This window comes from Methanobrevibacter sp. (assembly GCF_017468685.1).
In the GTDB taxonomy this organism is placed as follows: Archaea; Methanobacteriota; Methanobacteria; order Methanobacteriales; family Methanobacteriaceae; genus Methanocatella.
Genome location: NZ_JAFUHT010000046.1, coordinates 1 through 23200, shown reverse-complemented (window position 1 = coordinate 23200; position 23200 = coordinate 1). Strand labels below are relative to the sequence as shown.

The following is a 23200-nucleotide window of genomic DNA, read 5'->3' as shown; positions in this document are numbered from 1 at the left end:
AGAGTCCAGGTCTGCAGTGGTACCCCTGAACGCAACCGTGTGCAAAGGCAAATTGGCATTAATCGTATTGTTTTCAAGTACTGCATTTGGAGAATATTCCATCCTTATACCATAGACACGTCCTTCAGCACGGTTATCACCGTTGATGTTGACTGTAGTGTTGATTATTTGAACATTACGATTATTCCTGTACTTGGTACCTTCACAATAGATCCCATAGGCATCAGTATTTTTGGGAGCGACATAGTTGATTACCGTATTGTAAATGCCCACATTATCAGTATGCCATACTAGGATTGCAGCATAATCATTATTCTCAAAGGATTCAGTCACATTCAATACAATATTATTCAATGTGACACCATCAGCCTCGATGCTGAAAACCGTATTCTTCAATGTATGATTATTACCGTTTATTGTGACATTGTTTGCCCTAACGGCCAATATGCCAAGATCATCCATATCCTCAGATATAAATAAATTAGCATAAGAGTAAGCAGGTTTCAATGTTCCCCTTACAAAATAATCATGAACATTATCGGAAGTGATATTGATTGTCAAATCAGCCACATCAGCCTCACCCAATGTTTGATTATCATTGGAATCGACTGCAACATGATTGGATGATGAAACAACTACAGTTTCATTAGACACATCCGAAATAGTATCAGTTACATTATCATCATGCGCCGAAACGGATGTTAATGAAACTAGCAATATCAACATTAATAATGATATTTTCAATGAATCTCTTATCTTTCTCACCTCCCCACCAAAATCCATAATATATTCTAAAAAATATTTTAATAAAAATTAAAATATGGTTAATATTTTATCTAAAGTGTAATATATAATTTGGTAAAATGAAGTTTATGAAAAAAGAATGTATTAATGAAAAAAATAAAAAAAGAGAAGTAAATGAATAATTTAATCATTTACTTTTTGACTTTAACTGTTTTTTTAGCGGTTGTTTTGCCATATGTTGCGGTGTAAGTTACTTTTTTACCCTTTTTGAGTTTTTTAAGAACTGATTTTTTAACTGTGATTTTAGCAACACCTTTAGCATTGGTCTTGGCAGTGTACTTTTTACCTTTAAACTTAAAGGTTACTTTCTTGCCCTTAACCACTTTGCCGTTGATTTTCAGGGTTGCTTTAATGACAAGTTTTTTAGCAGACCTTTTAACGGTAACTTTCTTAAGTGTTAAAGTAATCTTATCAGCAGCTTTAGGAGCAACAACCTTCAAAGTAGCGGAACCTGTGGAAGCTGCATACTTGCTGTCACCAAGATATTTATAAGTCAATACCTTATTACCAGCAGTCAAACCTGCAACAGCGACACTTGCAACACCTTTAGCAACATCAGCATAGTATTTCTTACCATCCACATCAACCAATACGACACCAGTAGCATCACTTGGTAAATTGATAGGAATGGTGACTGTTTGACCTGCAGTAATGCTGGAAGGAGCATTCACACTGGCGGTTGGGGTTGCCTTGGCGACACTGACATCCTTATAAGTGCTGAAGCTTGGATAGTTACCTTCATAAGCAACAGTAATCTCATGTTCACCAGCACTTAAATTATTCAAATCATACTTTGCGGTACCGTTAACAACCTCTACAACAACAGGGTCATTGTCATCAACATATATAGTCATATTACCTGTTGCATCAGACGGTAAATCAAGACTAATGGTGTTGTCGCCGGTGGTTAAATCATCAAGAGAAGATATCTTAGGAGTAACAGTGATTGTAGCTGTGGTTTCAAATGTTTTATCTCCCTGATAGGTTAAATCAAGAGTGTGTTCACCTACAGTCAAGTTGGATAAGGTGAAAACAGCAGTACCGTTAACGACATTGGCACTGATAGCACCAGAAGTGTTACCGTCAACAATGACTCCTAACATGCCGTTGAGCTCTTCAGGGAAAGTGATATTGATTAAAGCATCATCACCATAACCGAACTCGTCCTCTTCAAGTTCAAGATTATAATAAACTTCAAGATCACCGGTTGCTTCATTGCCGTTATACTTATCATCACCGGAGTAAACGGCACGTACACTGTATTTGCCGATAGGCAAGTCACTAAGAGTTAATGATTCATCAACGTCACGAACTTCAGGATCAAAACTGTTAATATAATAAGTTATGTTACCGGTTGCATCATCAGGCAAGTCATAAACATAAATCTCAGCATCCTCACCTAAACTGACCCAACCATCACTTACATAAAACTCAACATCCTTCTTAACAACATTGAATGTGACGTTAACCTCTTCACTAGGATTATAATTAGCATCACCAGAGTAGGTTGCATAAACAGTATATTCACCTTCCCCTAAACCAGCAAAAATAGCACTAGCGGTTTCACCGGAAACAGTGATTATTTGCTGTGAGTCTTTAAGACGGAATGTTACAGTGCCAGTAGCGGAACTTGGCAATACAGCTTGAACGCCAATGGCATCACCAACATAAACATCATCACTTACAAGAGACAATTCAATGCTTGAATCTGCCTTATTAATAGTGAATGCTTTGCTGATAGTTGCTGGAGCAAAATCATCATCACCAGCGTAAACAGCAGTCAAGGTATAATCACCAGCAGGCAAATCATTCAAGGATTCACTAGCAAAACCATTAGTGATATCTGAAACGATTGTTTTAACAACCTCACCGGAAGAATCAGTAATATTGAAAACAATACTTTCACTGGAAATAGTTGAATTTAAAGTAGCGTTGACAACAAAATCACCAGCATAAACAGGATTTTCAGTAATGTTTAAAGTTAAACCAGATACAGCCTTAACCGGAATATAAACCGCTTCAACATCTAAAGCCTCAACATTACTACAAACAGCAGAAACCTTAACATCACGATTTGTAGTAGGAGTGTAACTTAAAGTATAAAGACCAGTAGCCTTATCAAAACTAGTGGGTGCTATAGGTTCACCATCATCGATCACGAATTTCAAATTCTGTGAATAAATACGATTACCATTATCATCCACTAACTCACCAACAATACTACCAGCTTCACCCAAAATTAAACTTTTAGTTAAAACATTAAATGAAACATCAGAAACTATTTTACCATTACCCTCAATAGTAATAGGATTAGCACTATCAAACTTATTATTATTTAAAGCAATATTAGCTTCAGATACAATTTCAGATGATTTAAGATTATTTTCTTCAAAGATACAATCAGATATGTTGATTAAATCAACATTTCTAGTAAAAATATTTTCATTTAACTTACTGCAAGTAACAAATGTACACTTGTTTATTACAACATTAGATGGTTTCGCAATAGGATTATTGTCTTCATCATAACTGTAATCTACATTAAATATGGCACAATCCTCTCCACTAAGATAATTATCAATACAATTTTCAAATGTACAATTTTTAAAATATAAATTTTTAACATCACCTATTATATAAATTATACCATATCCATTAGTATAATCTGAAGTTGTTGTAAATTTTATATTTTCTATAGTAATATTTTCACCACTCGGAATATAAAGTAATGAAGGGTCATGATAATTAAGATATTTTTTAAAGACTATGGTTGCATTAGTACCCTCTTGTGGTTTAATACAGATATTATTTAAACTAACCATATCTTCATTAACACCTAACATTATACCTGAATTGATATAGTAAGTTCCATTCAAATAGTAAGTACTATCTCCATCCATAAAAACATTATATGTTAATGTTCCTTCAGGAATAATTTTTTCACTAGCAGCATTTAAAATATCCTCATAACTACTTAATTTTTCATTTTTATTACTCAATAGTGAATTATATTTATTCAACTGTTCATTGATTCCATTAGAAAGTAAATTATTGTATAATACATAAAATGTATCTTCTGTTCCAACATACACCATATTATTATTTATTACTTCACCATGAATTGTTGAAGTAGTGTTATATGCCCATACAACTGTTGATCTCCACTTATTAAGTGAATAATAGATATCGATTACCCATAATATTCCTGCATCATCACCAATATATAAATAACCATCACTACCTACTGCAAGAGCAGAAGAAACGGGATTAATTTGAGTAATATAATTTGCACTACTGGAACTAACACCTGCACGATAAATATTACCTTCAGCATTAACAGTATACAATACAGTATTTGCACTATTGATTGCTAAAGTACTACCAACATTACCTCCAACAGTGATATCTTTAACAACACTACCAGTTGAATCTATTCCACGAATATGATTATTACTAGTTAAAATGTAAAGATAATCTCCACCAATAACAGGTTTGCCCACAGTATTAGCTAAAATGATACTGGAAGCGTTAGTGGTTAAATCAACACGCATTAAACCATTAACAGTATTTACCCATAAGTAATTATTCCAAAGAACTGGAGCAGAAAGCAATGCATAATTTTCAACACCATTGATCTCTAAAATACTACCCATATAAGTATAAACACCATTTACCTGTTTTACAACTGCAATCCAAGCATTGCCATTTTCACCATATGGATATTCACTGCTTACATAAATTGTATCATCATTAATCAATACACCATATTTACTGGATGCTTTCCACATGTCTGAAGTAGCATTAACCTCACTACCAGTGGCAGCATCAAAGAAATATAACTTATCCATATCACAAGGAGCAACAAGAACTCCATTATGCAATGCTAAATCATGGAAATTATCATAATCAGGATAATCAGTCCAAGGAGAAGAAGCACTCCATATTAAATCACCATTAGTAATGTTTAAACAGTAAATGGAATGCCCATTAGGAACATAAATCACATCTCCATCAATTAAAGGAGTACCGCCTAAAGCACCACTTAAACTAGCATTCCATAATTGAGTACCATTAAAATTATCAGGAACTATAACAGTACCTGAAGACCCATTAGTATCATTTTCTTCACTAGGTTCAACATAGTCCCCAATATCATAAAAATTATTAGTATCCATACCATTTACATTCAAATAACTATTAGAAGTATAGATTGAATAAGTGGCATTGTTTGCTCCATAGAAATCATTATAATAACAATTAAAGTATGCAGCAGTTGAACTACTTCCAGTATATGAATAATAAATATCCATACCCTTATTTACTGGTGCAGTGTTGTTAATAAATTCACTATCAGTTACATTTAAATATCCTGCACCATTAGCCCATATAGCACCACCAGCACTATTTGGAGCATTATTGTTTTTAAACAGACAATTGTCGACAGTTACTCTGACTCTGTTGCTTGAACCTATTGCACCTCCACCATATTGACCAGTACAAGTATTTTCTATGAATGTGGAATTATATACTTGTAAATCACTGTAAGCATATAATGCTCCACCATTCCATCCTGCTTTATTATTTCTGAATACTGAATTCCAAATACTTGTATTTGCATAGTTGTGAGTGTGTATTGCACCAGCCCACCAATTTGCACGATTATTTTCAAAAGTAGAATCATAAACTTCCAAATAACCACAGTTATTAATACAACCAGGCTCACTTAAACCAATATTATCATAAAATTCACAATCCTTAACAGTCATCCTAGCATTATTAACAGCAGTACCCCAAGATGTGTAATAGTTGGTTATTGCACCATAACTAGACTTAATATTTGTAAAAGTACAATTTTCAAGTAACGCATATCCATAATTCAACCAGATTACTGACTGGTGAGAACCTGTACAGTTAATATTATTGAATACACAGTTTTTAAAGACATAGTTTCCATTACCCATCAGTTTCATTAAAATATTATCTGACAAGTACTGGAATGTCACATTCTCAAATTTTACATTTAAATTATTGCCTGAAGTAACAATAGGAATGTAATTATATACTGGAGCACTATTCCAATCGGCACTACCTATATAACTGCCTTCCTCCCCTACAATAGTTATGTCATGATTTATACTGATTTGATCTGAACTACTGCTTGACGGAGCAATGTCACTAGCATTTAATTTAACTGTATCTACACTTGAATCCTCGACATCAGATTTTAAATCAGCCCAAGAATTAGCATATTGAGTTGATCCACTATCTGAAATCACTTCATCGCCAACATCAGATGTTGACACATCATCAACAGAATCATCAACAGAAATTACATCATCCGCAACTTCCACAGATGAAACTTCTTCCAAAGAACTAATGTCCTGTGCAGAAACAAATGAAATTCCCACCAAAAACATTAGAAATATTAAAGAAACAAAAATGCTTTTATTATCCATTTCAATCTCCCTTATTCTTTAAAGTTTTTACACCTAAAATTTAAATTTACATTATTAAACAACTAATTCAAATAATATATATTTTAATTACAATATAACATATTAAAGTACATTTGAATAATTATCTAATGTATACTTTTTTATATAATAATGCATATAAACTTTACTTAATTACTTGTAAAAATAGTAGGATAATATAATAGAAAAAAAGTTTAGTTAGGGGGAAAATAAAAAAATGAATTTAAAAAAATATGCAATGATACTGCTGGTCATCGCAATACTAATTAATATAAGCGGCATTAATGCAACAGACAATAATACTGACATAATAGATACGATTAATGAAGATACAGTAGGTTCACTAGAAAAAAATTCAATTTCAGAAAGTATAGATCATGACCAAAACCCACATGAAGAAATATTAACACAGACACAGGATGATGAAATATTATCAGATTTTCTACCTGCAGCTACACAAATCACATTAACAATCAACGATACAGCTAAACTGGAAACAACCGGAAACATAACAATAAATATGCACCTATCATTCACAGCCATTGAACATAATGGTGAATTCAAATCACAGAACATAAGCATCTACGAAAACAACACACTAATAAAAACACTAAACATAGGTGAACTAAATCTACCCGAACTAGGAATAGTAACCGGAACCGGTGCAAGTTCATCAATTCCATATCAAGCAGACCTAACATTCAATTACACCATTCATGACAACTCTTACTTAACCACCTCATTTTATGGAACTTACTCCAATACATTACAATTTGAAAAAATAAAAAACATAGAAAAGTACACACTGAACAACACCAACATCCTAATTAACAACCAACCCTTATCAACCAATAATACTCTCACAAATAACATTACCAGTCTAAAAAAAGCATTAGAACTGATTAAAAATAATGAAACTTTAACTTTGAACAATATAAACTTCATACAAGACACAAGCGAAGCACTAGTGCTTAATAAGAATATTACAATTATAGGAAATAACGTCATTTTCACATTGCAGAATAAAGGATTATTATTTGAAATAAATCCAAACACAATCATTACTTTTGTTAATTTAACATTTATCGGAAACAATCCCGACATAATCAAAAATAACGGAAACGTTAAATTACTAAACTGTACATTTAAGGAAAATAACCTAGGTTTAATTACAAATAATGGAGAATTAGAAATAATAAACTCAAAATTCCAAGAAATAGATCAAATATACTTAGACAGACTAACATCAAATCAGGACGGATTAATAAAAAATTATGGAACATTAAAAATTACAAACACCTCATTCACCAACAATAACGATTTCTTACCTTATAACTTACCAATTGAATCTGAAACAATAAAAGCAATAATATACAACAAGGGAATTTTAACAATTAACAGCACCGAAATTAAAAACCTAAAAGACAGAATCATATACAATGATGGAAAATTAATAATGATAAATACCATAATCGAAAATATAAACACTGTAGAAGCTACAGCAATCTATAAAACATCAACAAAACAAACATTAAACAACCAATACACCTATAACACCTACAGAATCAACAGTAAGACAAAAACAGTTGATGGTGCTGCAATATACAACAAAAATCAAACAGACATTATCAACACAACATTCCAAAGCATCACTGGAAGCAATGGAGGGGCAATATACAATACAGGCAAACTCACAATTGAAAATGCAACATTAATGCAATGCAATGCAGCAAACTCAAACGGAGGAGGAATATATAACACTGGCGAGACAATAATAAACAACTCAAAAATAATCGCCTGTCAAGGTCAGGATAAAATTTATGGGGGGAATTATAATAATATTGATCTTAATGGTGGAGGAATATACAATAATGGAACATTAAATATCTCCAACACTGAAATAACTGAATGCAATGGAGTGGGAGCAGCAATATACAATGACAATATATTAAATCTGGAAAATAGCAAAATAACACACAACTATCCATTCAGTTACCAAATACTCGAATGGGTTGAAAATTTTGTTTATCTTATTGGAGTGCATTCAGGTGTAATTTATAATGCTGAAAATGCCAATGCAATTATAAAAAACACATTATTTAAAGACAACATCCTTGTTTATTCAACTAATGATAGGCAACATAGATATTACGGAACCATAAAAAATGATGGAAACATGGAAATCAGAGGATGTGTCCTTGACCATAACCACATTGGTGACTGGTCAGAATTTTTTGCAGGTGACGGTTCAATAAACCTATACAATACTGGAAACCTAAAAATCATGTACACTAGTGAAATAAATACCCCGGAATATAAATTTGAACCAAATCCAATCAGAAATGCCCCTCCTAAAAGCTTCTTATTCAATACAGATGGCGGAAAAAGTGAAAACTACTACTTCCTACCAACTTTTGAAAAAGAATATTATACAATCAAATACAATCAGACAGAAAACATCACTATAAAACTGGCATTAACCAACGGAGAGGAAATAATCAGCTTTGATGATTGGGACAATCTACTCATACCACTTGATTTAAACATGACAATCACAACAGTAAACGATCAAGGAGAATACATAAACATAACAACAATAATAAACAACGAATACACATTCCCATTCACATACACCCAAAACAAAGCAACATACATGATAAGTGCAGACATCCTGAACTTCAAAACCAGTGCAATAGTGGATACAGCAAAAGAATTCAGTGAAATGACTGTAAACTACAACAACATAACCTATAATGACGGAAAAATCACATTCCACGTTAAAGTCACAGGAAACCTCACAGCACAACCAACCGGAAACGTTACATTCACATACAACAACAAGGAAACCACAGTCAACCTGACCGATGGTGAGTGCAGCTTTACAATCGATGAAACATTAAAACCTGCAAACTACACAATGAGAATCGACTACAATGGAGATAACGAATACTTTAAAATATTAAAACAAAACTATAACTTCACTGTTTACAAAATAAAAACCAACATCACATTATCCGCTCCGGAAATCAAAATCGGCGAAACAGGAAAACTGACAATAACAATCACCCCCGGAGATGCAAAACTATACGGAAACTTATACTACACCACCGACCGGGAATATGAAAGAAACGCCGACACACCAGGAACAAGAACACTGAAACTTAGCAACTTCCCAGTGGGAACACATAACCTGACAGTAATATTCAAGGAAGACGAGTACTACACCGGAGGAACCGCAAGCATAATGTTTGTAGTAAGCAGATACGAAACCAGCCTAAACATCGAAAGCAATGACATCAAAGCCGGTGAAAACGAAACACTAAACATCACCATCCAACCAGGCGACGTCAGAGGAGAAGCAACAATATCCATCAACAATGAAAACAGAACAATATTCCTCAACAACACCACAACACCAATCACACTAACCGATCTGGAAGAGGGAACCTACACCGTGACAGTATATTACCCGGGAGACAGCAAATATGCTCCTTCAAATGCCACAACCACTTTCAGTGTGGCAAGAATCACATCCCACTTAAACGTCGAACTAACACACTACGAAAACCTCACAGGACACATAAAAATACAAGCCAACCCATCAAACTGCACAGGAGAAGTTGCAATATACATCAACAACGAAAAGACAATACTTAACCTGACCCATGGAACAATTGACACAACAATCAAATTCAAGAGAGGAACCAACTACATATACATCCACTACAACGGAGACCGTACATATTCCATAAGCACATGGAACACAACAATAAACCTTGAATCAACTCCAGTATTAAGCCTGGAAACACAGAAACTTGAAACCGGAAAAACCGGCTACATCAGAATAAACCTCACAGACACCAACAAGATCCCTTACGAGTACACAGATATCACAATCGAATTCCAAAACACTACCCAGACACTAACAACAAATGAAAACGGAACAGTATATCTACCGGTCAACACAAAAAGTGGAACATATACAATCAAGGCAACATATCAAAATGCAACAATAATCAGAAACATTACCGTTAAAACACTCACACAACTAACAGTTAACATCCAAAACATCAACCAGGCAGATGACCTCATGGCTTATGCAACACTAACTGATTCCAACAACAACAAACTAAGCGGAGAAATCGCATTGGAAATCAACGGCAATTACTATAAAATCATCATAAGCGATGGTGCAGGTTCAAGAAACCTCGGTGAATTCACAGCGGGAACATACACCTATACTGCAACCTATCCGGAAAGCACTATACTCTACTCTGCAAACACCACCGGAACATTCAACGTTGCAAAAAACAACTACAAGATAACCGGAAACACTAACATAGTACAGTACTATGGAGCCACCAAATACTACAAAATAAGACTAACCAACAACAACCAACCGGTAAAAGGTGAAATCATAAACATAAAAATCAACAAAAACACAGTACAAGTAAAAACCGACAGCCAGGGTTATGCAACACTAAAACTCACACTCAAACCAGGCAAATACACAATAACCTCAACCTATAAAAACATTAAAGTCTCCAACAAGATCACAGTCAAACCAACATTAATAACAAAAAACAAGAAAATCAAAAAGGGAAAAACACTAACCTACACTGCAAAGCTTTTAAACAAAAACGGAAAGAAACTAAAAAACAAAAAGATCACATTTAAAATCAACGGCAAAAAATACAAGGCAAAAACCAACAAGAAAGGAATAGCAAAAATCAAAGTCAAAAACCTCAAAAAAGGAAAATACAAAATCAAAACAAGTTACGGCAAAATCAAAAACACCAATACCATAACAGTCAAATAGACACTGCCCTAAACCATCACCTTAAAAAAACACGATGAACCAAGTGATACCACCCCACATCGTAAAACAAAAAAGAACAAATAAACTATCCGTAAATACTCCAAACATCGAATAGTAAACTAAAAAGTATTTAAATATTCTAAATCCAAATAAAAATTGTATAATAACCAAATAACAAACTATTAACTTAAAAAAAGAAAAGAGAAACAAGGAAATCTATACGATTCCTTGTGCGTTCATTGCGTCAACTACTTTTTTGAATCCTGCAATGTTTGCTCCTGCAACATAGTTTTTACCTAAACCATATTCTTCAGCAGCAGCTGCAGCGTTTTCAAAGATGTTTTCCATAATGCCTTGGAGTCTTCCGTCAACTTCTTCGAATGTCCAGGACAATCTTTCTGAGTTTTGTGACATTTCAAGTGCGGAGGTTGCTACTCCACCAGCGTTGGATGCTTTTCCTGGTGCGAATAATACGTCATTTTCTTGTAAGTATTCGGTTGCTTCGATTGTGGTTGGCATGTTTGCTCCTTCAGCAACTGCGATTACTCCGTTTGCAACTAAGTTTTTAGCATCTTCTAAGTCGAGTTCGTTTTGGGTAGCACATGGAAGAGCAATGTCAGCTTTTACAGTCCATACGCCTTTACCTTCGTGGTATTCTGCGGATGGTCTTGCTTCAGCATAAGCGGTTAATCTTTCTCTTCTTACTTCTTTTACTTCTTTTAATAATTCTACATCAATTCCTTCTGGATCATAAATCCATCCGGTTGAGTCAGAACAGGTTACTGGTTTACCACCTAATTGTTGTGCTTTTTCGATTGCGTAGATTGCTACGTTACCTGCACCGGAAACTAAGATGGTTTTTCCTGCGATGTCAATGTCGTTTGCTTTTAACATTGCGTTTGTGAAGTATAATAATCCGTAACCGGTTGCTTCAGTTCTTGCAAGTGATCCACCGAAGGTTAATCCTTTACCAGTCAATACTCCTTCGTATAATCCTCTAATTCTTTTGTATTGTCCGAATAAGAATCCGATTTCTCGGCCACCTACTCCGATATCTCCTGCAGGTACATCTGTGTCTGCTCCGATGTATTTGCATAATTCAGTCATGAAACTTTGACAGAATGCCATGATTTCTCTGTCGGATTTTCCTTTTGGATCAAAGTCAGATCCACCTTTTCCTCCACCAATTGGAAGTCCGGTTAAGGAGTTTTTGAAGATTTGTTCGAAACCTAAGAATTTGATGATTCCAACGTTTACAGATGGGTGGAATCTTAATCCGCCTTTGTATGGTCCGATTGCTGAGTTGAACTGTACACGGTATCCAGTGTTTACTTGTACTTGTCCGTTGTCATCGATCCATGGTACACGGAATTTTAATTGTCTTTCTGGGTTTGTTAACCTTTCAAGAAGTGCATTTTTTCTGTATTCTTCTTCGTTTTCTTCAATTACTACCCTAAGAGATTCTAATACTTCACGTACTGCTTGGTGAAATTCAGGTTCTGAAGGGTTTTGTTCTATTATAGTTTCAATTACTTCATCTACGTATGACAAAAATATTCCTCCAAATAAAAATTTGAATTATTATATTATTAAAAGAATTTTTTTGCTGTTGTCAGCATCTTTAACAATATAGTTAATTATATGAACCTTCTAGTATTTAAATATTATTCAATTTTTAGTAAAAATACCTCCATATTATTCATATAAATTAAGATAAATATTATACATTTTATAAAATAATTAAAAAATATTATTAATTTAACAAATCTTTTTAAAAAATTTTTCTACAATCAACAATAAAAATTATCAATTCATAAACAAGTCGGCAAACATCTTCCACCTAAAAGTTTCCGAAGATATGAAAAGTGAAAGTGTTCGAGAATAATGAAAATGAACTGTGAAAACTCGAACAAAATTAAAGAATAGAAAAAAATTTTAAACAAAATTATATTAAATTTAAAAAAGCATATTCCTTTATATACCATAATTAATAAATTAATAATAAAAAAATAGTAAAATTAAATTTTTAGTAAACAAAATGGTAATATTATGATTAGCAAAACCCAATACAACATGTTAAAGGAAAATTACCTCACAAAAAATAGAAACCTGCACTCATTATACATAGAACTAAACAAAGAAAAAACAGTGCCAAAACAAGAGTTTTTTAAGCTAATAAATCAGATAAGACAAGAAGAAGGATTAAACAAATTTTATACTAAAAAAGAAAAAAGAAAAAGTAATATTATAACACATTTGGACAAATCTCCAAAATGTTATAATTAGTAATCAACATAATATCTGAGAATTGCTGCAATTCCACCGAACGCTCTAAAAATCTGCATTCCCTCTTCAGTTTCAGTGGATATGAACTCAACATCAGTATTCATTTCTTCAGCAAGCTCAACAAATTCATCATCCAGATCAATAGATTCCTGCTCTTTTAAAATTTCACCACAATTAGGACACTTTTTAGTTAAGTTATCTGCTTCAGCCTGTGACTTTACAGTGATATTTTCTTCCTGACCGCAACCGGAACAGACAAATTTCTTGCGCATACTGGTCAAATCTTCAGATAAAAGCAGCACATCAACAGCACCCATAATAAGGTTGCGTCTGACTTCATCCTCACCATAGGAAGCAAGACCTTTTTCCTTAATTAATTCCTTGATGAATCTTTGAACCAGTTTTTTTTCGTGCATTACATCAAGGTTTTCCAAATCATCTGCAGATTTGGTGATGACCTCACGGATACCCTCTTCACCAGTGTATGAAGTGTCAACAATACTTATGACCTTGTCTTTAAGTTCATACTGAAGATAATCCCCATCATAGAAATCTTTTTTAGTAAAACCAGGTCCTCCAAGAATGATACCTTTCAAATCATCTTTCAAAGGAAGATATGCTTCATTCATATGATCACCAATACGTTTAAGGAATTGATGAGCAAGATCTTCAATTACACGGTCAAACCTTCTTTGAGACTGTCCTCCAGCCTTATGTTTTCCAGGAACACCACTAGTCAAATGACCGAGAATGGTTTCTTTTTTACCTTTAAGTGTACCGTAAGTAGCTTCGTTTCTGTCAATTACAGCCACACCATAAACATCATGCTCCTCAATCATGTATTCCAAAGGCTCGACGAAAAACTCGTTGTTACATTTGTACCAGTAGGTTTGAACAGGTTCAGGAGGTTCTAAAACATATTTTTCCATCTTTTCAGTTCCCGGACCACCTTTAGGAATCATACCGACAAACAGAACCAAACCGTTTTCAGGAGGCTGTCTGTACAATTTGATACTTTCTAAAATAACCGCAATAGCAGACTGTACATTTTTTCTTGTTTGTTTACTCTTAATGTTAGCACTCTGACCCATTTCATCTCTCATGTGCTTACCAACATCACTTAACTGTTTAGTTGGTGGAATATAAACGGAAACAAGCTCAGTACCTCTACCTCTTTTATTTGACAATTCCTTTAATGTCTTTTTAAATTCATATAATTCTTTTGATGATACGCTAGCCATGTTATCCCCATAATAATTAAATTAATATAATAGATATAATTATATAAATAATAATATAAATAATTAATGAAAAAAGCGATTAAAACCGATAATTTTAGTGAATTTTTATGAAATGGAAAATTGGAAATGTGAAAATTGACAACCAGGTAGTCCTTGCACCTATGGCAGGAATTACTGACTCCGCATTCAGACGAATAGCTAAATCCATGGGTTGCGGACTTTTGTCAACAGAAATGGTGTCTGACAAGGCATTGATGTATGAAAATTCAAGAACACAGGAAATGCTTTATATGACACCTGAAGAGCGTCCGATTTCCCAGCAGATATTTGGAGCGGAAGCTGAATCATTCAAAATCGCCACTGAATATATCTGCAAAAACATGAAACCTGATATTATAGACATAAATATGGGATGTCCGGTTCCAAAGGTTGCGGTTAGATCAAAAGCAGGAAGTGCACTTTTAAAAAACCCTGAAAAGATTTCAGAAATTGTAGAAACTGTAGTTGAAACATCCGATGTACCTGTTACAGCAAAAATCAGAAGCGGATGGGACAATACATGCATCAATGCCCTTGAGGTTGCAGGAATTGTTGAAGATGCCGGAGCCTCAGCAATTACAGTACATCCCCGCACAAGAGAGCAGAGATACGGAGAAAATGCAGACTGGTCAATAATTAAAGAAGTAAAGGATGCATTGAACATACCTGTTATCGGCAATGGAGACATTCACACATGCCACGATGCAAAGAGAATGATTGACGAGACAGGATGTGATGCAATAATGATTGGTCGGGGAGTTCTTGGAAACCCCTGGCTTATCAAACAGTGCATTGATTATCTTGACTATGACATTGAGCCTCAAAAAGTAACGCTTGAAGAGAAACTTGAGATGATAAAAATACATGCCGAGCTTTTAAGCCAGATTAGAAGTGAAAAGCCTGCGATGCATAAGATGAGAACCCATACTGCGTATTATCTCAAAGGGCAGTGGAGAAGCGCCGAAATAAAGCCTAAAATATTTAAGATGAACACAAAAGAAGAACTTTTTGATTTGCTTGATGAATATGTAGAATTAATTAGCTAATTTTTCATCCCCAAACTTCTCAAATAACTCCAAATCCCCATCGGATATGGTGTTTATTTCAAGCAAATCCATTTTAGTAATATCCAAAATCTCACGTGCAAGATGAACATAAGTGTCGGGATAGTCATTATACCCAAAGATATGCCATATAACGTCTCCTTCAAACACCATTTCAAGATACCAGTCATAACCTTCCAAATCATCAGGGTCACGTGCATTGGATTTGTTGTGATATTCATCAAAAATCCACATGTAGACATGGTATTTATCAAGAAGATGCAAAATCAGACCTTTATCAGTGTCAGTTAATTCCTTTTCAATATATCCATTAATGGAATTTTGTAAAAAGTCAACAATCAAACGTGGGTTTGGAAGTTCATATGGATATGTTTGGTAATGTCCGAATTCAATGGATTTAAGAAGTAATTTATCATTTGAATAAACTCCATCCGACCTAATGTCATAATACAGTGGTGTTGCCATCTGCTTTTGGTAGTTGAGATGCAGCACGTCAAATCCAAAAAGTTCCTTTAAAATCTCACCGAATCCAATCCAGTTTTCAGGGAAATTGTTCTTGAAGCTGTATTCGGCATAATTATCAGATGAATAGATTATGACATTGCATGAGTATATCAGCTCGATTTTTTCAAAATAGGAAAACTCTTCAGATTGAAAATCATCAAATAACTTCAGATTATCAAAGTCATGTCTGAACTTATCAATTTGCTCATCACTTAAACTGTGGATTTTACTGGTCATTTTTCGTCTTAAATCAACCAGAATATCAATCCATGAGTCATCACAAAGTGAATTTTCACTTAAAAACTTATCTCCACTTCCTCGCTCAGATATCTTATAGTAAGCATTTTTATTGATCAAATCAATCGTGAAACATTCATAGTGGCGGTTAAGTCTTTTGAAATTAAACCTCTGCGTGATTTCAATTTTTTCAATCATTAGTTAAACTATATCACATAAGTTTAATATATTTTTTCAACAAAGATTAATAACATTTATAAGTAATTACCCGTAATTATAAAGTAAGTGATAATATGATGAGAAGATGTCCACAGTGCGGTACTACAACAGATGACATGTACGGATTTTGTATAAAATGCGGATATGAATTTCCAAAAATGGAAGCTTCTGCAGACACATGTCCTTTATGTGGTTTTCAAAATCCTCCTGAAGCCGATTATTGTGTCAAATGCGGTACTCCATTAGTATTTAAAAAACAGTTCCAGGGAGACCCAAACAGCAACCTTAATCCGATTGTTATTAAAAAAGAGATTTCAAACAATGCAGATAATTATAGACAATCCAGAACCAGCAAATGGCTAATACTCTTTGGTTATGTCTTTTCAATTCTTGGAGGAATTTTAGGTTTAATAATTGCAATTTATCTGTCAACCCGTAAAGATCCTGTTGCAAGAAAACACGGACACATTCAGCTTGCAATATTCGGATTCTACATACTTCTGATTGCAATACTGTTTGCTACAGGAAACATTCCTGCAGATGCAATCTCACAATACCAGCAATTACTTAGTGGGAATCTTACCTCTATTTAATTTAAGATACATTATTATTGCCCCATCACCATTCTCGTAATATCCGGGAACTTTCCTGTCAATTTCAAAGTTGAATGTTTTATAGAATTCAACAGCACCAGTATTTTTTTCATTTACTTCAAGGTATATTACATCCAAGTTTAACAGTGACAGTATTGAAATAGCTTTTATTAATAACTGTGTTCCTGCTTTGGCACGGCGATAGTTCTTGTCGACTGCTATGGAAATGATATGGCCATGATTTTCATATTTAATCCAAAACATGACATATCCTATCACATAGCCTTCCTCTTCGGCCACCAAAAAACCAATCCCCATTTCATATAACTGCTGAAACATGTTTATGCCATAAGACTGGTTGAATGACATGTTTTCGATTTCATAAACTCTTTTTAAATCATTCGGCTTAAATTTCCTTACAATCATACCAAATTAAAATTTAAAAAACAAGATATTTAATACTTTGGATTGAGAAATATTATAATTATGTGGAATGATTTTGCAGAATATATCTTAAGTGCTGTCAAGGACAATCCGGTTAAAATCGCCGAAGTTGGTGTGGGCAAATTCGACAAGATAGCCAACGAATTATCCGAACATGACAATATCACCTTGATTAAAACAGATATCCTTCCAAAGGATTCAAGCGTTATAAAAGATGACATTACCAATCCTAATATGGAATTATATGAAGATACTGATATCATCTACTCAATTAGGCCTCCAAGTGAACTTCAACCGTATATTGCTGAGCTGGCTTTAAAAATTAACTCACAGTTAATTATAAAACCTCTTACAAATGAAGATTTAAATACTGGCAGAGTCAAAATGAAATTAAAAAATTTTAAAAAGGCAAGCTTTTACATCTTAAGGTGAATCAATGAAAGAAATATTTTCAAAATATAATACTTCAAAAGAAGGACTTTCAAATAAGGAAGTTTTAAAACGCCAAAAGGAGTACGGATCAAATAAGATTGAAGAAAAAAAGGCAACTCCTCTTCATATTTTATTCCTTAGTCAGTTTGTTGATATTCTAATCGGACTATTATTAGTCGCCGCAGTTGCAGCTTATGCAATAGGGGACGTAATTGATGCAGGAGTAATCATTCTGGCAGTGCTTTTAAATGTAATTATGGGGTTCATCCAGGAATATCGCTCACAAAAGGCAGTTGAAAGCTTAAAAGAATTGGTTGTAAAAACCGCAATTGTAAAAAGAGACAATGAAATCCTTGAAATTAACTCTGAAGATTTAACAATCGGAGACATTGTCATTTTAGAGGAAGGAAACAAGGTTCCTGCAGATTTGATTTTAATTGATGTGAATGAGCTGACCTGTGATGAATCAAACCTTACAGGAGAAGCTGATGCCATTCAAAAGGAAGTCACAGATGAGTTATATATGGACTCCAATATCCTATCAGGTAATGGTATCGGAGTTGTCAAATCCATTGGTATGAATACCCAGATTGGTGAAATTGCAAAAATCGTTCAGGAAGATGATGAGGACACCCCGCTTAAAGCGAAAGTTGGAAAGCTTGGAAAAACATTATCATTGATTGCAATTATTGTTTGTATTGCTATTTTTATTTTAGAATTGATTAAAGGAATTCCTATTGTTGAAACATTCATGACTGCAGTTTCACTTGCAGTTGCTGCAATACCTGAGGGCCTGCCTGCTGTTTTAACATTAACATTGGCACTTGGAATGAATGAAATGGCCAAATCCGAAGCGATTGTGCGCAAATTATTATCAGTTGAAACATTAGGTTCATGCACAATAATCTGCAGTGATAAGACCGGTACACTGACTGAAAATAAAATGACCGTTGTTGAGTCATACTACACCAATGAAGAGAAAACATTGATGATTGGAAAGCTGTGCAATAACGCAGTTATCAGTAATGGAGAAGTCATAGGCGATCAGACTGACGGTGCAATTTTAAAGTTCACAGATGATGCAGATATTGATCTTGAAAGAATTGATGAAATTCCACTTGACAGCAATCGTAAAATGATGACTACGATACATAGCCTAAACGATAAAAGCAATATCATTTTAACAAAAGGTGCACCAGAAATCATTCTATCCAAATGCAAATATATAGATTTTAATGGAAGTATCAAAATAATTGATGCTTCAAGCAAGGAAAACATATTTAAAAAAATTGATGAAATGAGTCATAATGCATTAAGGGTAATCGGCTTTGCATACAAAACACAGGACAACACCCATGATGAAACAGATTTGATATTTACCGGTCTGCTCGGACTAAGGGATCCGCCAAAAAAAGATGCCAAACAGGCAGTAAAAGATTGTATAAATGCAGGAATCAAAGTGAAAATGATTACAGGAGACTATGAAAAGACTGCATGTGCAATTGCAAGTGAACTTGGAATACTGACTGACGGGCGAGTAATAACAGGCAGCGAACTTGAAAAACTTACAAAAGAGGAATATCTTGAAATTGCAGACGACATACAAGTTTATGCAAGAGTAAAACCATCCCAGAAAATGAGAATAGTTGAAGCGCTTAAGCAGAAAAATAATGTTGTTGCAATGACAGGAGATGGAGTAAATGATGCACCTGCACTTAAAAAAGCATCAATTGGAGTTGCAATGGGTGACGGTACTGACGTTGCCAAGGAATCTGCAGACATGATTCTTCAAAACAATGACTTTGCAACAATAGTAAAAGCCATCAGAGAAGGCCGTAAAATCTATGACAACATTAAACGCTTTGTGAAATTCCAGGTTTCAACAAATGTCGGAGCAATACTTACAATAGTCGGAACAAGTCTTTTAAGTCTGCCATTACCATTCAATCCTGTGCAACTGTTATGGTTAAATATAGTGATGGACGGACCTCCTGCTCAGACATTAGGTATTGAAGGTGCTGAAAAGGATTTGATGCAACGTCTTCCTGAAACCGGTGACATACTGACCCGTAAAACATTGCTGGAGATTTTAATTTCAGGGCTTGTGATGGCAATCGGTACAATAGCGGTTTTCAGCTATCAACTAAGTATAAATTCCAATGAAAGCAAGGCAATGACTGTCGCATTTACATTATTTGTAATGTATCAGTTATTTAATGCATATAACAGGAAAGCGAACTCTGATAAACCAAGCACATACCTGTATTTAGCAATCACCATTTCATTTGTGCTTCAAGTATTAATCATATACATTCCACAATTGCAAATAATATTCAGAACAACATCAATCAGTTTAATTGACTGGATGGTGATTATAATTGTGGCTTTCACAATAATTCTATCAGAAAAAATAATGAACAGAGTGATAAAATGAAGATATTTCTACTGGGCGGTACAAAAGATTCAATAAACATAATTGAATTTATAAAAAATAACTATGATGCACACATTCTGACAACCACCACCACAGAATACGGTGCAAAACTGGCACAAGAAGGTGGAAGCGATGATACAATAGCAAGACCTCTTTTAAAAGATGAAATCAAGGAGATTATAATTAATGAAAACTTTGATGTGCTAATTGATGCGACACACCCATTTGCAGCACACATCACACAGACAAGTGCAAGCATTGCAAAGGAATTGGAAATACCATTTATCCGCTTTGAAAGACCTACCACAAACCTTGAAAATATCGACACATCCCACATCCATTATGTAAATTCATTTGATGAAGCTGGAAAACTGATAGGTGAAAATTTCCATCAAGGAAATGTGCTGCATTTTGCAGGAGCAAATACCATGGAAGAAATCCTAAAATATGTTCCTGTCGAAAGGTTCTATCCAAGGATTTTGAAAGTGGAAAGCTCAATAGAAAAATGCAAATCACTGAATGTTGATCCAACCCACATCATACCTATGAAAGGGGCAGCAAGCATAGAAGAAAACCTTGATTTGATTGAAAAATATAATGCAAAGGTAATGATTACAAAGGAAAGCGGAGACATTGGTGGGGTAATTGAAAAAATTGAAGCTGCAAACGAGAAAAACGTTGCGGTAATAATGATTCAAAGACCAAAAATAGATGAATTAAATAAAAATGATATTGTATCTAATCTTGATGAATTAGATATTAAATTAAAAAACTTTTTTTAAAAATAGATATAAAGATAAACGCCGAGACTGGGATTTGAACCCAGGCGAGGAAAACCTCACAGGATTTCAAGTCCTGCGCCTTACCAGACTAGACTATCTCGGCATATGAAAAGGAATATTTAGAAGGATTCTAAATATTTATCCTTTAAGTTCAATTTCAATACTTACATTATCAGGAACGTTGACTTTCATGACTTGTCTCATAGCACGTTCATCAGCTCCAATACCGATTAAACGTTTATGAATTCTGAGTTCCCATTTTTCCCAAGAAGCTTTACCTTCTCCATCTGGAGATTTTCTTGTTGGTACTACTAATTTTTTAGTAGGTAATGGAATAGGACCAGATAAGTCAACACCAGTTCTTTCAGCAATTTTTTTGAGTTGATCACAAACGTATGCTAATTTTTCTGGGTCAGTTCCAGTAAGTTTAATTCTTGCTTGATTCATTTATTCTCCTCCAAAAACAAAAAGAAAGAAAGTAAAAAATTACTTTCTAATTATTGTTTACAAACTTATTTTGCTGGGGTAATGTTAAGACATAAACCAGCTGCAACAGTTTGACCCATATCTCTGATAGCAAATCTACCCATTTGTGGGATTTCTTTTGCGTTTTCGAGACACATTGGTTTGGTAGGTTTAATTTTAACAATTGCTGCATTACCAGTTTTTAAGAAGTCAGGGTTTTCTTCATCAACAGCACCGGTAGCAGGGTTTAATTTTTTAGATAATTCTAAGAAAGTACATGCTACTTGGGAAGTGTGACAGTGGAATACAGGAGTGTATCCAACGGTAATTACACCAGGGTGTTGTAAAACAACAATTTGTGCGTCGAATTCTTTAGCTACAGTAGGAGCGGAATCAGTGTGTCCTGCTACGTCTCCTCTTCTGATATCGTTTTTACCTACACCTCTTACGTTGAATCCGATGTTGTCACCAGGTTCAGCTACTTCAAATTGTTCGTGGTGCATTTCGATAGATTTAACTTCTCCGGAAGCTCCAGCAGGTTCAAAGATAACGTTTTCACCTTTTTTCATTACACCAGTTTCAACTCTTCCTACAGGTACGGTTCCTACACCAGTAATGGAGTAAACGTCTTGAATAGGAATTCTTAAAGGTAAGTCAGTAGGTTTGTCAGGAGCGGATAATTTGTCTAAAGCATCAATTAAAGTGTCACCTTTGTACCAGGAGGTGTTAGGGGATGCTTCTTTAATGTTGTCTCCTTCAAATGCAGATAATGGAATGAAAGGTACGTCTGCAGGGTTGAATCCTACGGTTTTAATTAAGTTTGATACTTCTTCTTTTAATTCGTTGTATTTGTCTTCAGAGTAATCAACTAAGTCGATTTTGTTGATAGCAACGATTAATTGGTTGATACCTAAAGTTTTGGATAAGAACACGTGTTCTTTAGTTTGAGGCATTACACCGTCGTCTGCTGCAACTACTAAAACACCAGCGTCTGCTTGGGAAGCACCGGTGATCATGTTTTTAACGAAGTCTCTGTGTCCAGGACAGTCTACTACAGTGTAGTCGTATTTTTTGGTGGAGAATTTTTGGTGAGCTAAGTCGATAGTTACTCCTCTTTCTCTTTCTTCTCCTAATTTGTCCATAACAAATCTGAATTTGTTTTCTCCATCATCTAATTGTTGTTCAGCGATAGCTCCAGCTTTTAATAATAAGTGTCCTACTAAAGTGGATTTACCGTGGTCAACGTGTCCAATAAATGCTAAGTTAAGATGTTCTTTTTCTTTTGCCATTATAATAACCTCTTTTGTAATATTAACAAACAATATCTATAAGCTTAAATGATAGCTTAAATTCATTATATGTT

General features: G+C 34.3%; 14 protein-coding genes, 1 tRNA gene and 1 pseudogene. 7 read left to right on the top strand and 9 right to left on the bottom strand.

Going from position 1 to position 23200, the window contains the following annotated elements; genetic code table 11:
- Together IJ258_RS06150 and IJ258_RS06145 are read right to left on the bottom strand one after the other, a co-directional pair.
- Window positions 1-765, bottom strand: a pseudogene (locus IJ258_RS06150) (hypothetical protein); the annotation flags it as partial.
- A gap of 170 nt (window positions 766-935) precedes the next feature.
- The gene (locus IJ258_RS06145) at window positions 936-6260 is read right to left on the bottom strand and encodes an Ig-like domain repeat protein (RefSeq protein WP_292804453.1); all 5325 of its coding nucleotides are present in this window, start codon (window positions 6258-6260) and stop codon (window positions 936-938) included.
- 235 nt (window positions 6261-6495) lie between these two features.
- Here IJ258_RS06145 and IJ258_RS06140 point away from each other — a divergent pair, with 235 nt between their 5' ends.
- Entirely contained in the window at window positions 6496-11097 is a 4602-nt protein-coding gene (locus IJ258_RS06140; RefSeq protein WP_292804450.1) for an Ig-like domain-containing protein, read from the top strand.
- Between the two features lie 216 nt (window positions 11098-11313).
- On the opposite strand, the gene gdhA is transcribed toward IJ258_RS06140, so the two are convergent.
- Window positions 11314-12648, bottom strand: a complete 1335-nt coding sequence (gene gdhA, locus IJ258_RS06135) for an NADP-specific glutamate dehydrogenase (protein WP_292804447.1) — start codon at window positions 12646-12648, stop codon at window positions 11314-11316.
- A gap of 498 nt (window positions 12649-13146) precedes the next feature.
- Here gdhA and IJ258_RS06130 point away from each other — a divergent pair, with 498 nt between their 5' ends.
- Window positions 13147-13383, top strand: a complete 237-nt coding sequence (locus IJ258_RS06130; protein ID WP_292804444.1) for a hypothetical protein — start codon at window positions 13147-13149, stop codon at window positions 13381-13383.
- Here IJ258_RS06130 and prf1 read toward each other — a convergent pair.
- Window positions 13380-14624 carry a peptide chain release factor aRF-1 gene (gene prf1, locus IJ258_RS06125; protein WP_292804441.1) on the bottom strand — a complete coding sequence of 415 codons (1245 nt, stop codon included), beginning with the start codon at window positions 14622-14624 and terminating at the stop codon, window positions 13380-13382. The two genes, IJ258_RS06130 and prf1, sit on opposite strands and share 4 nt — an antisense overlap.
- 107 nt (window positions 14625-14731) lie before the next feature.
- On the opposite strand from prf1, the gene dusB reads away from it, so the two are divergent.
- Complete coding sequence (gene dusB / locus IJ258_RS06120) at window positions 14732-15709, top strand: tRNA dihydrouridine synthase DusB (protein WP_292804438.1); 978 nt, start codon at window positions 14732-14734, stop codon at window positions 15707-15709.
- Here the strand turns inward: dusB and IJ258_RS06115 are convergent.
- Window positions 15698-16666: a hypothetical protein gene (locus IJ258_RS06115; protein WP_292804435.1), complete on the bottom strand. Its 969-nt coding sequence runs from the start codon at window positions 16664-16666 to the stop codon at window positions 15698-15700. The two genes, dusB and IJ258_RS06115, sit on opposite strands and share 12 nt — an antisense overlap.
- 98 nt (window positions 16667-16764) lie before the next feature.
- Between IJ258_RS06115 and IJ258_RS06110 the strand changes: the two genes are divergently transcribed.
- Complete coding sequence (locus tag IJ258_RS06110; protein ID WP_292804432.1) at window positions 16765-17280, top strand: zinc ribbon domain-containing protein; 516 nt, start codon at window positions 16765-16767, stop codon at window positions 17278-17280.
- Here the strand turns inward: IJ258_RS06110 and IJ258_RS06105 are convergent.
- Complete coding sequence (locus IJ258_RS06105; protein WP_292804429.1) at window positions 17251-17706, bottom strand: GNAT family N-acetyltransferase; 456 nt, start codon at window positions 17704-17706, stop codon at window positions 17251-17253. The genes IJ258_RS06110 and IJ258_RS06105 overlap by 30 nt on opposite strands.
- A gap of 60 nt (window positions 17707-17766) precedes the next feature.
- Here IJ258_RS06105 and IJ258_RS06100 point away from each other — a divergent pair, with 60 nt between their 5' ends.
- From IJ258_RS06100 to cobK, 3 genes are read left to right on the top strand one after another with little or no spacing between them, the layout of a single operon-like run.
- Window positions 17767-18156 (top strand): UPF0146 family protein, encoded by a 390-nt coding sequence (locus IJ258_RS06100; RefSeq protein WP_292804426.1) that lies wholly within the window; start codon window positions 17767-17769, stop codon window positions 18154-18156.
- A 4-nt stretch (window positions 18157-18160) separates the two neighbouring features.
- Window positions 18161-20590 (top strand): calcium-translocating P-type ATPase, PMCA-type, encoded by a 2430-nt coding sequence (locus tag IJ258_RS06095; RefSeq protein WP_292804423.1) that lies wholly within the window; start codon window positions 18161-18163, stop codon window positions 20588-20590.
- Window positions 20587-21372, top strand: a complete 786-nt coding sequence (gene cobK, locus IJ258_RS06090) for a precorrin-6A reductase (RefSeq protein ID WP_292804420.1) — start codon at window positions 20587-20589, stop codon at window positions 21370-21372. Before IJ258_RS06095 ends, cobK begins: the two co-directional genes overlap by 4 nt.
- Before the next feature lie 19 nt (window positions 21373-21391).
- Here cobK and IJ258_RS06085 read toward each other — a convergent pair.
- The 3 genes from IJ258_RS06085 to tuf form a co-directional block, all read right to left on the bottom strand.
- Window positions 21392-21475 (bottom strand) — tRNA-Ser (locus IJ258_RS06085).
- A 35-nt stretch (window positions 21476-21510) separates the two neighbouring features.
- Window positions 21511-21819: a 30S ribosomal protein S10 gene (gene rpsJ / locus IJ258_RS06080; RefSeq protein WP_042691424.1), complete on the bottom strand. Its 309-nt coding sequence runs from the start codon at window positions 21817-21819 to the stop codon at window positions 21511-21513.
- Window positions 21820-21884: 65 nt separating this feature from the next.
- Complete coding sequence (gene tuf, locus IJ258_RS06075) at window positions 21885-23126, bottom strand: translation elongation factor EF-1 subunit alpha (RefSeq protein WP_292804417.1); 1242 nt, start codon at window positions 23124-23126, stop codon at window positions 21885-21887.
- Between the last annotated feature and the right edge of the window lie 74 nt (window positions 23127-23200).

Excerpts from the sequence above, each read along its gene's own strand:
- IJ258_RS06145 (WP_292804453.1), bottom strand. The coding sequence starts at position 6,260 with ATGGATAATAAAAGCATTTTTGTTTCTTTAATATTTCTAATGTTTTTG.
- rpsJ (WP_042691424.1), bottom strand. The coding sequence starts at position 21,819 with ATGAATCAAGCAAGAATTAAACTTACTGGAACTGACCCAGAAAAATTA.
- IJ258_RS06100 (WP_292804426.1), top strand. The coding sequence starts at position 17,767 with ATGTGGAATGATTTTGCAGAATATATCTTAAGTGCTGTCAAGGACAAT.
- IJ258_RS06110 (WP_292804432.1), top strand. The coding sequence starts at position 16,765 with ATGAGAAGATGTCCACAGTGCGGTACTACAACAGATGACATGTACGGA.
- IJ258_RS06095 (WP_292804423.1), top strand. The coding sequence starts at position 18,161 with ATGAAAGAAATATTTTCAAAATATAATACTTCAAAAGAAGGACTTTCA.
- prf1 (WP_292804441.1), bottom strand. The coding sequence starts at position 14,624 with ATGGCTAGCGTATCATCAAAAGAATTATATGAATTTAAAAAGACATTA.
- tuf (WP_292804417.1), bottom strand. The coding sequence starts at position 23,126 with ATGGCAAAAGAAAAAGAACATCTTAACTTAGCATTTATTGGACACGTT.
- IJ258_RS06105 (WP_292804429.1), bottom strand. The coding sequence starts at position 17,706 with ATGATTGTAAGGAAATTTAAGCCGAATGATTTAAAAAGAGTTTATGAA.
- cobK (WP_292804420.1), top strand. The coding sequence starts at position 20,587 with ATGAAGATATTTCTACTGGGCGGTACAAAAGATTCAATAAACATAATT.
- IJ258_RS06130 (WP_292804444.1), top strand. The coding sequence starts at position 13,147 with ATGATTAGCAAAACCCAATACAACATGTTAAAGGAAAATTACCTCACA.
- IJ258_RS06140 (WP_292804450.1), top strand. The coding sequence starts at position 6,496 with ATGAATTTAAAAAAATATGCAATGATACTGCTGGTCATCGCAATACTA.
- IJ258_RS06115 (WP_292804435.1), bottom strand. The coding sequence starts at position 16,666 with ATGATTGAAAAAATTGAAATCACGCAGAGGTTTAATTTCAAAAGACTT.
- dusB (WP_292804438.1), top strand. The coding sequence starts at position 14,732 with ATGAAATGGAAAATTGGAAATGTGAAAATTGACAACCAGGTAGTCCTT.